The sequence below is a fragment of the Aeromicrobium phoceense genome (genome assembly GCF_013868155.1).
In the GTDB taxonomy this organism is placed as follows: domain Bacteria; phylum Actinomycetota; class Actinomycetes; order Propionibacteriales; family Nocardioidaceae; genus Aeromicrobium; species Aeromicrobium phoceense.
The window spans coordinates 1,282,164-1,295,724 of sequence record NZ_JACEOG010000001.1 but is presented as its reverse complement, the minus strand read 5'-3'; the positions used below and the strand labels follow the sequence as shown (position 1 = coordinate 1,295,724).

Below are 13,561 nucleotides of genomic sequence, written 5' to 3'. Positions count from 1 at the left end.
CCTCCGTGGGAGAAGCACAGTACGTCGGCACCGGCATGAGGGGACTCTCGATCACTCGCTGGCGCTCGCTCATGCGATGTCCTTCAGGACCCGCTCGATCGCCTCCGTCACCTGCTCGTGCTCCTCCAGCATCACCATGTGGCCGGCGTCGTTGACCGGCACGAGCTCGGCTCCGGCGATGTGGCGCGCGAGCCAGCGGCTGTGGCTGAACGGCGTCATCACGTCCTTCGTCCCGCACACCACCGAGGTGCGGCAGCGCGAGATGGCGCCCAGTCCCGCCCCGAGGTCGAGCTCGACGAAGTTGTCGTAGAAGTTCAGCACCACCGCGGTGGGGGCGCGCAGGATCATCTCGTCGGCCATGTCGACGATCGCAGGCTGCGCGTGCGCCCCGAACGCCCAGCGACGGATGATCGAGTAGCTGTTGAACTCGCGGCCCCAGTCGAGCAGCGGGCTGGCGGCCTTCACCAGCGGCACGACGAAGCGCAGGCCGGGGCTGCGTCGCATCAGCTGGCCGGCGCTCGTGCTGATGAGCACGACGCCCTTCACGCGGTCGTCGAACAGCTCGGGATCGAGCTGGGCCACCTGCATGACGGCCATGCCGCCCATCGAGTGCCCGACGATGACCACGGGCCCCTCGGCGGCGTGCGCGTCCAGCACGCGGCGCAGGTCGTCGGCCATGTCGTGGAGCGAGGAGTTGCGCGGACCGCTGCGTCCGGAGCGTCCGTGCGATCGCTGCTCCATGAACACGAGACGGGCCTGGTCGCGCAGCGCGAGGCGCTGGAAGTGCCACGTGTCGAGGTCGCACATCCAGCCGTGCACGAAGACGACGGTCGGCGCCGGGCCCTCGTCGACCTCGACGTGGATCGGGACGTCGTCGGCGGCGGAGACGTAGTACGAGTCGCCACGAACCGTGCCGAACGCGATCTCCTCGCCACGCTGGAGGCGGCGCTGCTCGGTCTTGCGCTTGTTGAGGATCGTCGCGGCGGCACCGGCCACCCCCGCCGCCGCGAAGGCGCCTGCGGTGGCTGCGACACGTCCTGCGACCGATGTCATCGCTCTCCTCGGTAGGTCCGGGACCACCGTCCGGCGAGGCGCGTGACGATCTCGTAGGCGATCGTGCCGGCGGCGTCCGCCCAGTCCTGGGCGGTGGGCTCGCCGTCGTCGCCGGGCCCGAACACCGTGACCGGATCGCCGATCCGGGCGGGCCGGTCGCCCAGGTCGACGACCAGCTGGTCCATGCAGATCGTCCCACGGACGGGCGCGCGGCCACCCGCGAACCCCACCTGCGCCCGGTTCGAGGCGGTGCGGTGGATGCCTTCGCCGTAGCCCACCGGGACGAGGCCGAGGGTGGTCTCACGGTCGGCGCTCCAGCGCCAGCCGTAGGACACGGAGCTGCCCGCCGGGACCCGTTTGACGTTCGCCAGCACGGTGCGCGCGGTCAGGATCGGACGCACGTCGGGTACGGGGACCGCCGGGTCGGGGGCGATGCCGTAGGTGGCGATGCCGAGGCGGACCAGGTCGAAGTGCGAGGACGGGCGTGTGACCGCCGCGGCGGAGTTCGCGAGGTGGCGCAGCGCCGGGTGGACGCCCGCGGCGGCCAGCTGGTCGACCGCGGCCCGGAACACGGCCTCCTGGTGGTCGTTCGCCGGGTGCTCGGGCTCGTCGGCGCTGGCGAAGTGCGACCAGACGCCCGTGACCTCGATCCGGCCGGCGGCCTGCATGCGAGCGGCGGCCGCCACGAGATCGTCCCAGTGCGGCCCGAAGGCACCGTTGCGCGACAGCCCCGTGTCGACCTTGAGCTGGACGCGCGGGCGGTCGCCGGCGGCGGCGATGGCCTCGAGCTGGTCGACGCCGGAGGCGGTCATCTCGACGTCCGCGCCGATCAGCTCGGTGAAGGGAGCGCCGGGCACCGCGAGCCAGCACAGGAGCGGCCCGTGGTCGCCGGCGGCGCGCAACTCCAGCGCCTCGGCCGGCGTGGCGACCCCGAGCCAGTCCACCGAGGCCTGCCGGGCGGCGCGCGCGACGGGGACCATCCCGTGCCCGTACGCGTTCGCCTTCACCACGGCCATCTGCAGGGCTCCGGGCGCGTGGGCCCGCAGCGCCGCGAGGTTGGCGCGGTACTGGTCGAGGTCGATGACGAGCTCCGCGTTGGCGCTCACGGACGGCCACCCCGGGGAACGTCGTCACAGAAGTCGTGGAGGACGGGGCGCAGCTCGCGCGCGACGCCGGAGGCGACGAGGGGGCCGCCGAGGCGCTCGGCGGCGAGCCCGTGCAGCAGGGCGCCCACCGAGCCGGCGTCGAAGGAGTCGAGACCGCCGGCCAGCAACGAGCCGATGAAGCCCGCCAGCACGTCACCCGAGCCGGCCGTACCGAGCCACGGGGTACCGGTGAGGTTCACCCGCAGGCGGCCGTCGGGAGCGGCGATGACGGTGCGCGGCCCCTTGAGCAGCACCGTGGCGCCCCACCGCGCGGCGGCCTCGCGGGCGTGGCGCAGCGGGTCGGCCTCGACGGCTTCGCGGTCGGTGTCCAGCACCGCGGCGAGCTCGCCGGCGTGCGGCGTCAGGAGGGCGTCGACCTCGAAGGTGTCGGGCAGGTGGTGCAGCGCCGTCGCGTCCACGACCACCGGCACGCCGTCGCGGAGCGCGGCGGCGAGCGGCGCGGGCGTGTCCTCGCCGCCCGACCCGACGACCCACGCCTGGACCCGGCCGCGGCGGGCGACGATCTCGGGCGCGCGGTCGACCACCCGGCGCGCCAGCTCCTGGGCGCCGACGAAGCGGATCATGCCCGCCGGACCGGCTTGGGCCCCCGCGACGCAGAGGTGCGCGGCACCGGCGTACTGCGGGGAGCCGGCTCGGACTCCCAGTACGCCGCGCGTGTACTTGTGGGCGTCACGTCCCGGCACGATGGCGTCGCGGAACCGCGGCCCGTCGCCCGGCCCGAGCGCCTCCAGGGCGGACTCGGCGGCGAGGTCAAGTCCGATGTCGACGACGTCCACCTCGCCGGCCAGCTCGGCCGCCGGACCGGCCAGCAGGCCGTACTTGGCGGTGGCGAAGGTGACGGTCAGGTCGGCGCGGACCGCGGGCCCGTCGAGCCGGCCGTCGTCGACGCCGATGCCCGACGGCACGTCGACGGCCACCACGAAGGGCCGCTCGCGCTCGATCCACCGCGCCCACGCGGCCGCCGTGCCCTCGAGCCCGGGGCGCGCCCCGATGCCGAAGATCGCGTCCACGACGAAGCGGTGGCCCTCGGGTCCCCCGACCACGCGGGCACCGGCCTCGCGCGCGGCCTCCAGCCCGGCGGGGTGTACCGCCGCCGGGTCGAGCAGGCACAGGTTGACCCGACGGCCCTCGCGGCACCAGTGCGCGGCGGCGAACAGCGCGTCGCCGCCGTTGTTGCCCGGACCGACCAGGACGACGAGCGCCTCGTGGGCGGGCACGACCCGCGAGACCCGGTGCGCCAGCGCCGTGGCGGCGCTCTGCATGAGGGCGTCCCAGCCCCGCTCGGCGGCGGCGACCTCCTCCGCCGCGCGCACCTGCGCGACGGTGTGGGCGGTCAGCATCGGATCACTCGACCGTGACGGACTTGGCCAGGTTGCGCGGCTGGTCGACGTCGTGACCCAGCAGCTCGGCCAGCTCGCCCGCGAAGATCTGCAGCGGCACGGTGGCCACGAGGGGCTGCAGGAGGGTGGGCGTCCTCGGCAGCCGGATCACGACGTCGGCGAAGGGTACGACCGAGTCGTCGCCGTCCTCGACCAGGACGATCGTGTAGGCACCGCGGGCCCGCACCTCCTGGATGTTGCTGACGATCTTCTCCTGCAGCTGGTCGCGCGCCCGGGGCGGCACGACGACGAACATCGGCAGGCCCTTCTCGACCAGCGCGATCGGCCCGTGCTTGAGCTCACCGGCGGCGAACCCCTCGGCGTGGACGTAGGCCAGCTCCTTGAGCTTCAGCGCGCCCTCGAGCGCGACGGGGAAGCCGACGTGGCGGCCCAGGAAGAGGAACGAGCGACGGTCGACGAGGTCGGCCGCGAGCTTGCGCACCTGGTCGCCCTCGTCGAGCATCCGCTGGACCTTCGCGGGAATGGCGTGCAGCTCGTCGATGACGTGGCTGATCTCGTCGCCGTACTTCGCGCCCTTGACCTGGGCCAGGTAGAGACCGAGCAGGTAGCAGGCGACCATCTGCGAGAGGAAGCCCTTGGTGGACGCGACCGCGATCTCGGGACCCGCGTGCGTGTAGATCACCGCGTCGGACTCGCGCGGGATCGTGGAGCCGTTGGTGTTGCAGATCGACAGCACCCGGGCGCGCTGCTGGCGCGCGTAGCGGATGGCCATGAGGGTGTCCATGGTCTCGCCCGACTGGCTGATCGCCACGACCAGCGTGGAGCGGTCGATGATCGGGTCGCGGTAGCGGAACTCCGACGCGAGCTCGACCTCGCAGGGGATGCGGGTCCAGTGCTCGATCGCGTACTTGGCCACGAGGCCGGCGTAGGAGGCGGTGCCGCACGCGATGACGATGATCTTGTCGATCTCGCGCAGCTCGTCGTCGGACAGGCGCATCTCGTCGAGCTGGAGACGGCCGTCGGCCCCGACGCGGCCGAGCAGGGTGTCGGCGACGGCCTTGGGCTGCTCGTCGATCTCCTTGGCCATGAACCACTCGTAGCCGCCCTTCTCGGCGGCGGTGACGTCCCAGTCGACCGTGTAGGCGGTGGTGGGCGCCTCGCGGCCGTCGAAGTCGGTGACCTCGATCGAGTCGGCGGTGATCGTGACGACCTGGTCCTGGCCCAGCTCGATGGCCTCGGCCGTGTAGTCGATGAACGCCGCCACGTCGGAGCCGAGGAAGTTCTCGCCGTCGCCCCGTCCCACCACGAGCGGGGAGTTGCGCCGGGCGCCCACGACGACGCCGGGGTTCAGGGCGTCGGCGAACACGAGGGTGAACGCGCCCTGGAGCTGTCGGCACACCGCGCGCACGGCGTCGGGGAGGTCGGCGGTCTGCTGCAGTTCGCGGTGCAGGAGGTGGGCGACGACCTCGGTGTCGGTCTCGGACGCGAACTCGTAGCCCGCGGCCTCGAGGTCGTCGCGCAGGACCATGAAGTTCTCGATGATGCCGTTGTGCACGACGGCGACCCGCTCACCCGGGTCGAGGTGGGGGTGGGCGTTCGCGTCGGTGGGGCCGCCATGGGTGGCCCAGCGCGTGTGGCCGATGCCGGTGGTGGACGCCGGGAGCGGGTGCTCGGACAGCTCGGCGTCGAGGTTCGCGAGCTTGCCGGCCTTCTTCGCCCAGGCGATCCGGTCGCCGTCGACGACGCCGACTCCGGTGGAGTCGTAGCCGCGGTATTCCAGCCGTCGCAGACCGCCCATCACGACGTCCAGCGCCTGGCGATGGCCCACGTATCCGACGATTCCACACATGGGTTCAGGGTACCGACTGAGCGGTGGGCGAGGTCGCTGGCAACAATGGTCGGTATGTCACGGGACCCGTCCCCCTACGTGGAGCTCGAACGCTCCGCGTGGGCCGAGCTCGCACGCGATGCCGTCCAACCGATGTCCGGCGAGGAGATCGAGCGCGTCCGGGGCCTCGGGGAGGAGCTCGATCTCGAGGAGGTGCAGCAGGTCTACGTGCCCCTCACGCAGCTCATCAGCCTGCGCGTCCGGCTCGCCGAGGCGCTCTACCGGGCCACCGAGCGGTTCCTCGGCGATCCCCAGCCCGACCGTGTGCCGTTCATCATCGGCCTGGCCGGATCGGTCGCGGTCGGCAAGTCCACCACGGCGCGCCTGCTGCGCGACCTGCTGGCCCAGCACGACGACCACGCGCACGTCGCCCTCGTGACCACCGACGGCTTCCTGCTGCCGAACGCCGAGCTCGAGCGGCGCGGCATCATGCACCGCAAGGGGTTCCCCGAGTCGTACGACCGCAAGGCGCTGCTGCGCTTCGTCATGCAGGCCAAGAGCGGCGCCGAGCACATCGAGGCGCCGGTCTACGACCACCTCACCTACGACCGCACCGACGAGACCGTCTCGCTGAAGCGTCCCGACATCCTCATCGTCGAGGGCCTCAACGTCCTCGCTCCCCCGCGCACCCGTGGCGACGGCTCGCCGGGCCTGGCGATCAGCGACTTCTTCGACTTCTCGGTCTACGTCGACGCGAACAGCCGCGACATCCGCCGCTGGTACATCAGCCGGTTCCTGCGGCTGCGCGAGACCGCCTTCGCCGATCCCGCGTCGTACTTCCACCGCTACAGCACCCTGACCGACGCCGAGGCCGTCATGCGCGCCGAGGAGCTCTGGGACACGATCAACTGGCCGAACCTGCGCGAGAACGTGGCCACCACCCGCGGCCGCGCCGACCTCGTGCTGCGCAAGTCGGCCGACCACACGGTCGAGTGGGTCCGGCTGCGCAAGCTCTGACCGCTGGCACCGTCAGGCGAGGTGCTTGACCCACTGGTCGGCCCACGCGCTGGCGCGGTAGCCGAGGTCCTCGTTGACGGCGATCATGTGGTCGTTCTGGGCGTCGTTCCACGTGACGACGCGGCGACGGCCGGGCATCAGGTCGCTGGACTCGCGCATGGCCTGCTGCTTGAGCGAGAAGCCGAGCCCGTGGCCGCGGTGCTCGGGCAGCACGAGGGTGTCCCACTGGTAGACCTCGGGCGTCCCGTGCGGGAACAGCAGCTGCGTGTGGCCGGCGAGCGCGCCGTCGGGCGCGACCGCCACCACGGTCTGGGCTACCCGGCGCTGGCGCTTCCACTGGTCGACCTCGTGCAGCAGCCGGTCGGGGTCCCAGTACTCGTTCTCCAGCTGCGTCTCCCCGGACGGCGCCTCCTGGTTGAGCAGCGCGCGCAGGTGCGCGTACTGCTCGAGCCACTGCTGCGGCGGGGCGCCCCGCCACGCGGCCAGGGTGTACCCGTCCCGGGGCTCGGCGGGCGGCACGTCGGCTGGCAGGGCGAGCTCGCGTTGGACCAACTGCGTGTCGAAGCGGTAGCCGCTGGCCAGCATGAACTCACGCCCGGACCCGGTCTCGTCCTCGATCGGGCGCAGCGTCTCGGTGAGGACCTGGTCGCGGCCGTCCTCGGCCACGCGCAGCTCCAGGCGCTCGAGCAGGGCGGTGCCGTGGCCGCGCCGTCGCAGCTCGGGCGGCACCCACACCTCCGCGAACGCGGTGGTGGCGTTGTCTCGCTCGGGCAGCTCGGCCAGCGCCACCGCGACGACGGTCTCGCCGTCGCGCAGCAGCAGGGAGTCGCAGCGGGTGTAGGCGTCGCCGATGAGCAGCACGCGCAGCTCGTCGGCGGACCACGGCTGGTCGATGTAGCGCTCGTTGGACCGCAGGTAGACGTCGTGGAACTCCACGAAACTGCCGTGGTCGGTGGGATCGAGCACGTCGATGGTCAAGCTCACCCGGGCATTCTCGCACCGAAGCACGGGCGCCGACAGGGTCAGATCGCGCGGGTGAGGAAGACGCTGTGGGGGTCGGGCACGTAGTCGGCGAACGGCTCGCACGGCTCGAACCCGTGACGGACGTAGAGGCGCCGGGCGGGAGCGAAGTACGGCTCGGTGCCGGTCTCGAGGCTCAGCCGGGTGAAACCGCGTTCGCGCGCGTTCCGGACGAGGTGGTCGAGCAGCGTGGTGGCCACACCGCGGCCGCGGGCGAGCGCCGTCGTGCGCATCGACTTGATCTCACCGTGCCCCGATCCGAGGTCCTTGAGCGCTCCGCAGCCCAGCAGCCGGCCGTCCTCGCGAGCCGTCCAGAAGCTGATCGCCTCGTGCCGCAGGGCGTCGAGGTCGAGCGCGTGCACGCTCTCGGCGGGGCTGGTGGCGAACATCTCGGTGAGGTGCTCGGACAGCAGCGCGCGGACGTCGTCACGTTCGAGCCCTCCGGGCTCCACGGTGACCACGGTCAGAGCGCGAGGGTCGTGCGGACGACGCCGGCGAGGTGGTCGGCGATCTCCTGCGCCTGGTCGGCGGTGGGCGCCTCGACCATCACGCGCACGACCGGCTCGGTGCCCGAGGGACGCAGCAGCACGCGACCGGAGTCGCCGAGCTTCTCCTCGGCGGCAGCGACCTCGGCCAGCAGCACCTCGTGGCTGGCGGCACCGGCGCGGTCGACGCCGCCGACGTTGACGAGCACCTGCGGCAGCCGCTGCATCACCGAGGCCAGCTCGGACATCGTGCGGCCCGTGGTGGCCATCTCGGCGGCCAGCTGGAGCGCCGTGAGGGTGCCGTCGCCGGTGGTGGCGTGGCGGCCCATGATGACGTGGCCGGACTGCTCGCCGCCCAGCGTGTAACCCCCGGCGCGCATCTCCTCGAGCACGTAGCGGTCGCCGACCGCCGTGCGCAGGACGGTGATGCCCGCGGCGTCCATCGCGCGGGAGAAGCCGACGTTGCTCATCACCGTGGCGACGACCGTGTCCTCGACCAGCAGGCCCTCGCGCTTGTCGCGCAGGGCAAGGATGGCCAGGATCTGGTCGCCGTCGACGACCTCGCCGAACTGGTCGACCGCCAGGCAGCGGTCGGCGTCGCCGTCGAACGCGAAGCCGACGTCGGCCCGACGCTCGACGACCACGCGGCGCAGGTCGTCCAGGTGCGTGGAGCCGCAGCGCTCGTTGATGTTGAGGCCGTCGGGCTCGGCGTGGATCGCGATGACCTCGGCGCCCGCCCGGGCGAAGGCGTCGGGGGCCGCCTCGTGGGTGGCGCCGTTCGCGCAGTCGAGGACGACACGCATCCCGTCGAGGCGGGTGGGCAGGGTGTCGAGCAGGTGGCGCACGTAGGCGCCGAGTCCGGCGTGGCTGTCACCGACGCGACCCACGTCGGCGCCGGTGGGCCGGTCCCATGGCTCCTCGAGGCGCTGCTCGATGGCAGCCTCGATCGCGTCGTCGAGCTTGACCCCGCCGCGCGCCAGGAACTTGATGCCGTTGTCGGGCATCGGATTGTGGCTGGCGGAGATCATGACGCCCATGTCGGCCTCGAGGAACGCCGTCAGGTAGGCCGCACCGGGGGTGGGCACCACGCCGAGGCGGTGCACGTCGACCCCCGCAGACGCCAAACCCGCGACCACCGCGGCCTCCAGGAATTCTCCGGAGGCGCGGGTGTCGCGGGCGACGACTGCCGTGGGGCGCTGGTCGGCGAAGGCACCGGCCTCGCCGAGGACGTGGGCCGCGGCGACCGAGAGGTCGACCGCGAGCTCGGCGGTCAGGTCCCGATTGGCCAGACCCCGAACACCATCGGTACCGAAGATCCGGCCCATGCGCGCCGGCAGATCAGCGCTTGCTGTACTGCGGCGCCTTGCGGGCCTTCTTGAGTCCAGCCTTCTTGCGCTCCTTGATCCGCGAGTCGCGGGTCAGGAGGCCGGCCTTCTTCAAGGTGGGTCGGTTGACCTCGACGTCGATCGCGTTGAGCGAACGGGCCACACCGAGACGCAGCGCGCCGGCCTGGCCGGTCATGCCGCCGCCGCTGACGCGAGCGATCACGTCGAAGGAGTCCACCAGGCCGGTGACGGCCAGCGCCTCCTTGGCGATCTGCTGGTGCAGCTTGTTCGGCAGGTGCTCCTCGAGCGGCTTGCCGTTGACGGTCCAGACGCCGGTGCCGGGAACGATGCGAACCCGGGCCACGGCCTCCTTGCGACGGCCGGTCGCCGAGCCGGGAGCGATGATCGACTTGATCTCGCCGGTCGCGGCAGCGCCGGAGGACTCCGACGTGTAGGCGACACCCTCGGAGTTGGTGGTGTACTCGGTCTCTTCGGTGGTGGTCTCAGCCACGATGAACCTGCTTCTCGCTTACTGGGAGATCTGCGTGATCTCGAACGGCTGGGGCTTCTGGGCGGCATGCGGGTGATCCGGGCCGGCGTAGACCTTCAGCTTCGTGATGAGCTGACGGCCGAGACGGTTCTTGGGGAGCATGCCGCGCACCGACTTCTCGATCGCCTTGCGGGCGTCCTTGTCGAGCAGGTCGCCGTAGGCGATCTGCTTCAGGCCGCCCGGGTAACCGCTGTGGCGGTAGACGTTCTTGTCGGAGCGCTTGTTGCCCGACAGTGCGACCTTGTCGGCGTTGATGATGATGACGAAGTCACCACCGTCGACATGGGGCGCATAGGTGGGCTTGTGCTTGCCTCGCAGGAGGGTCGCCGCAGCAACCGAGAGACGGCCCAGGACAATGTCCTGGGCATCGATGACGTGCCACTGACGGGTGATGTCAGCAGGCTTCGGGCTGTACGTACGCACGGCGTGACCTTCTCGCTGCAAATCGAAATCTGTGAAGTCGGGACTTTCGCGTCGGTCGGGCACGATCCACATGACATGCCGCAACACAACGACTGCCCAGATTACCTGCCCGCACCCACGCGGGTCAAAACGGGTCACCACAACGTGACCCTGCTCTCGCGCGAGAGTGCGGGGGACACTAGGTTGGAGTGGGTCGCTCACCCCCGCGGCCGTTACTTCTCTGACGTCACAGGAGACCCGAATCGTGACCGACAAGCAGACGCTGACCATTCGTGACAACCGCTCCGGCGAGGAGTACGAGGTCGAGATCACCGACGGCAGCATCCGCGCCGCGGACCTGGGCAAGATCGGCAAGTCCGACGACGACCCGGGCCTGGCCGTCTACGACCCGGGCTTCACCAACACCGCCTCCACGCGCAGCGCCGTCACCTACATCGACGGCGACAAGGGCATCCTCGAGTACCGGGGCTACCCCATCGAGCAGCTCGCCGAGTCCTCCACCTACCTGGAGGTCGCCTACCTGCTCATCCACGGCGAGCTGCCCACGAAGGAGCAGCACGACCAGTGGGTGCACGAGATCACCTTCCACACCTTCGTGCACGAGAACCTCAAGAGCCAGCTGCAGGGCTTCCGCTACGACGCGCACCCCATGGGCATGCTGCTGTCGAGCGTCGGCGCCCTGTCGACGTTCTACCCCGAGGCCCGCAACATCAAGGACCCGCAGATCCGCCACGAGCAGATCGTGCGCATGATCGCGAAGATGCCGACCCTCGGCGCCTGGTCCTTCCGCCACGCGCAGGGCAAGCCGTACGTCTACCCCGACAACGACCTGTCGTACACCGAGAACTTCCTCTCGATGCTGTTCCGCATGAGCGAGCCGAAGTACGACCCGGACCCGCGCCTGGCCAAGGCCCTCGAGGTGCTGTTCATCCTGCACGCCGATCACGAGCAGAACGCCTCCACCAACGCGGTGCGCTCGGTCGGCTCCAGCCAGGTCGACCCGTACTCGGCGGTCACCGCCGGCATCGCGGCCCTCTACGGCCCGCTGCACGGTGGCGCCAACGAGGCCGTCCTCAAGATGCTGAAGCGCATCAAGACCAAGGAGAACGTCCCGGCCTTCATCGAGGGCGTCAAGAACGGCGACGAGCGCCTCATGGGCTTCGGTCACCGCGTCTACAAGAACTACGACCCGCGCGCCACGATCATCAAGAAGGCCTGCGACGACGTCTTCGAGGTCACCGGGGTCAACCCGCTGCTCGAGGTCGCCCAGGAGCTGGAGAAGATCGCGCTCGAGGACGAGTACTTCGTCAAGCGCAAGCTCTACCCGAACGTCGACTTCTACTCGGGCCTGATCTACGAGGCCCTGCAGTTCCCGCCGGAGATGTTCACGGTCCTGTTCGCCATCCCCCGCACGTCGGGCTGGCTGGCGCAGTGGCTCGAGCTGGTGGACGACCCGGAGCAGAAGATCGCCCGCCCCAAGCAGATCTACACCGGCGGACGCCAGCTGGACTTCGTGCCGGCCAGCGAGCGCTGGAAGTGAGCTGACGCAGCAACGGCGAAGCACGGTCGAGACGTGAGACGCCCCGGACCGTCCTCGACGACGGTCCGGGGCGCTCCCTCGGGTCACTCCTTCAACGTCACGCCCGTGAGCTTCGGCTTGCCGAGCAGGTTGTTCTCGAAGCCCTCGACCTTCTCCCCCAGCCCCGTCAGGGAGTGCTGGAACACGATGGGGATGATCGGCATGTCGTCGACCACGGCCCGCGACGCATCGTCGAGCGCCGCCTTGCGCTCCTCCGGCTCGGTCAGGCCGGCGTCCTTGGCGAGCGCCTCCTCGATGCCGGGAGTCGACTCCTTCGAGGTGTTGAAGTACGCCTCCTTCGTGAACATCAGCCGGTAGGTCAGCGCCGGGTCCGGACGGCCGGTCCACGCCGCGAAGAACGCCGGCGTCTTGATGTCGTTGAAGTAGTCGCCGTTGGCCTGGTTGACCTCACGGGGCATCAGGTTGACGGTCACCCCGATCTCGGACCACTGCTCCTTGAGGATCTCCCCGACGCGCGTCGACGTGGCGTCCGCGTAGAGCAGCATGTCGAAGGTCAGGCCCTCCGCGCCGGCGTCGGCGATCAGCTTCCTGGCCTCGTCGAGGTCGAAGTCCAGCTGGACGTCGTCCGCGGGCTCGGCCCAGTAGCCGTCGGGCAGGAAGCCGCGCGGCTTCGCACCGAGGCCGAAGTACGCGCTCTTGAGGAGCAGGTCGCGATCCATGGCCAGGCTCAGCGCCCGGCGGACCCGCGGGTCGCCGAGCTCCTTGGAGGCCCGGTTCGTGTAGATCATCCAGGTCCACATGCGGGGCTGCTCGTCGAGCGTGAGGCTGTCGTCCTTCTGGATCGACTCGGCGTCGGACGGCACGATGTCCCACGCGATGTCCTGCTGACCCGAGCGCAGCGACGTGGCTCGCGTCTTCGGCTCCGGCATGACGCTGATGACGACCTTGTCCATCCGCTCGACGTCCTTGTCCCAGTAGTCGTCGAACTTCTCGTACGTCATGGAGGCGCCGCGCTTCCACTCGACGAACTTCCAGCCACCGGCGCCCACCGGCTTCGTGCTCAGGTCGCCACCCGCGGCCTCGGCCGCCTTCGGCGACACCATCATCCCGGCGCGGTCGGCCAGGGTCATGACGAGCGCGGAGTTCGGCTGGGCGAGGTTCAGCTGCACGGTGAGGTCGTCGACGACCTCGACGGACTCGATCGACTCGACGTCGGCGACGATGTTGGAGCCCTCGGCCGCGGCGCGCTCGAGGTTGTACTTGACCGCCTCGGCGTCGAACGGCGCGCCGTCGTGGAACGTGACGCCCTCGCGCAGCTTCAGCACGAGCTCGGTCGGCGACTTGTACTCCCACGACTCGGCCAGACCGGGCTGGGGCTTCAGGTCCTTGTCGAACGACACGAGGGTGTCGTAGAGCGGGTAGAGCATCTGGTGGTCGCCACCGGAGTTGCCCCGGATGGGATCCATCGAGGAGATGTCGGCCTGGGTGGCCACGCGGAGCGTGCCGCTGCCCGATCCCTCGTCCGACCCTCCTCCTCCACAGGCACTGACCGCGACGAGCACGGCGGCCGCGACGGCGACGCCGATTCGGGACCTGATCATGAGCTGGTTCCTTTCGCAGGTGGTCACGCTCGAGGGGTCTAAGCGACTGCTTAGGTCCTCGTGCCGACGACGATAGAGACGGAAATCACATCAGGCAAGGGGAAATCTTCAACGACACCGCACGGACCTCAACTCGCCACGCCCCAGTGGTGAACGATCGTTCAGCGGGAATTCCCCGACCGGCCCGCGCGAATGTGGCGTTGACCAGACGTG

At 70.5% G+C, this 13,561-nt stretch carries 12 protein-coding genes; 2 read left to right on the top strand and 10 right to left on the bottom strand.

The window, feature by feature from the left end:
* Positions 1–69: 69 nt before the first annotated feature.
* The 4 genes from H1W00_RS06210 to glmS are packed head-to-tail and all read right to left on the bottom strand — an operon-like array spanning position 70 to position 5,408.
* Positions 70–1,053 (bottom strand): alpha/beta fold hydrolase, encoded by a 984-nt coding sequence (locus H1W00_RS06210; RefSeq protein ID WP_181754613.1) that lies wholly within the window; start codon positions 1,051–1,053, stop codon positions 70–72.
* The gene (alr, locus tag H1W00_RS06205) at positions 1,050–2,159 is read right to left on the bottom strand and encodes an alanine racemase (RefSeq protein ID WP_181754611.1); all 1,110 of its coding nucleotides are present in this window, start codon (positions 2,157–2,159) and stop codon (positions 1,050–1,052) included. Before alr ends, H1W00_RS06210 begins: the two co-directional genes overlap by 4 nt.
* On the bottom strand, positions 2,156–3,559 hold the full coding sequence (locus H1W00_RS06200) for an NAD(P)H-hydrate epimerase (protein ID WP_181754610.1): 1,404 nt from the start codon (positions 3,557–3,559) through the stop codon (positions 2,156–2,158). The genes alr and H1W00_RS06200 overlap by 4 nt, the downstream gene beginning before the upstream one ends.
* Before the next feature lie 4 nt (positions 3,560–3,563).
* Positions 3,564–5,408 (bottom strand): glutamine--fructose-6-phosphate transaminase (isomerizing), encoded by a 1,845-nt coding sequence (gene glmS / locus H1W00_RS06195; RefSeq protein WP_181754608.1) that lies wholly within the window; start codon positions 5,406–5,408, stop codon positions 3,564–3,566.
* A gap of 45 nt (positions 5,409–5,453) precedes the next feature.
* Here glmS and coaA point away from each other — a divergent pair, with 45 nt between their 5' ends.
* Positions 5,454–6,404 (top strand): type I pantothenate kinase, encoded by a 951-nt coding sequence (gene coaA / locus H1W00_RS06190; protein ID WP_181754606.1) that lies wholly within the window; start codon positions 5,454–5,456, stop codon positions 6,402–6,404.
* Positions 6,405–6,416: 12 nt separating this feature from the next.
* On the opposite strand, the gene H1W00_RS06185 is transcribed toward coaA, so the two are convergent.
* From H1W00_RS06185 to rplM, 5 genes are read right to left on the bottom strand one after another with little or no spacing between them, the layout of a single operon-like run.
* Positions 6,417–7,388, bottom strand: coding sequence for a GNAT family N-acetyltransferase (locus H1W00_RS06185; protein ID WP_181754604.1), 972 nt, complete (start codon positions 7,386–7,388; stop codon positions 6,417–6,419).
* A 38-nt stretch (positions 7,389–7,426) separates the two neighbouring features.
* Positions 7,427–7,885, bottom strand: coding sequence for a GNAT family N-acetyltransferase (locus tag H1W00_RS06180; protein ID WP_338072841.1), 459 nt, complete (start codon positions 7,883–7,885; stop codon positions 7,427–7,429).
* Between the two features lie 2 nt (positions 7,886–7,887).
* Positions 7,888–9,234 (bottom strand): phosphoglucosamine mutase, encoded by a 1,347-nt coding sequence (glmM, locus tag H1W00_RS06175; protein ID WP_181754602.1) that lies wholly within the window; start codon positions 9,232–9,234, stop codon positions 7,888–7,890.
* A gap of 13 nt (positions 9,235–9,247) precedes the next feature.
* Positions 9,248–9,745 carry a 30S ribosomal protein S9 gene (gene rpsI, locus H1W00_RS06170; RefSeq protein ID WP_181754600.1) on the bottom strand — a complete coding sequence of 166 codons (498 nt, stop codon included), beginning with the start codon at positions 9,743–9,745 and terminating at the stop codon, positions 9,248–9,250.
* Positions 9,746–9,763: 18 nt separating this feature from the next.
* Entirely contained in the window at positions 9,764–10,207 is a 444-nt protein-coding gene (rplM, locus tag H1W00_RS06165) for a 50S ribosomal protein L13 (protein WP_181754598.1), read from the bottom strand.
* A gap of 244 nt (positions 10,208–10,451) precedes the next feature.
* Between rplM and H1W00_RS06160 the strand changes: the two genes are divergently transcribed.
* Positions 10,452–11,747 carry a citrate synthase gene (locus H1W00_RS06160; protein ID WP_181754596.1) on the top strand — a complete coding sequence of 432 codons (1,296 nt, stop codon included), beginning with the start codon at positions 10,452–10,454 and terminating at the stop codon, positions 11,745–11,747.
* Between the two features lie 83 nt (positions 11,748–11,830).
* Here H1W00_RS06160 and H1W00_RS06155 read toward each other — a convergent pair whose 3' ends face one another.
* Positions 11,831–13,348 (bottom strand): ABC transporter substrate-binding protein, encoded by a 1,518-nt coding sequence (locus H1W00_RS06155; RefSeq protein WP_181754587.1) that lies wholly within the window; start codon positions 13,346–13,348, stop codon positions 11,831–11,833.
* Positions 13,349–13,561 lie beyond the last annotated feature (213 nt).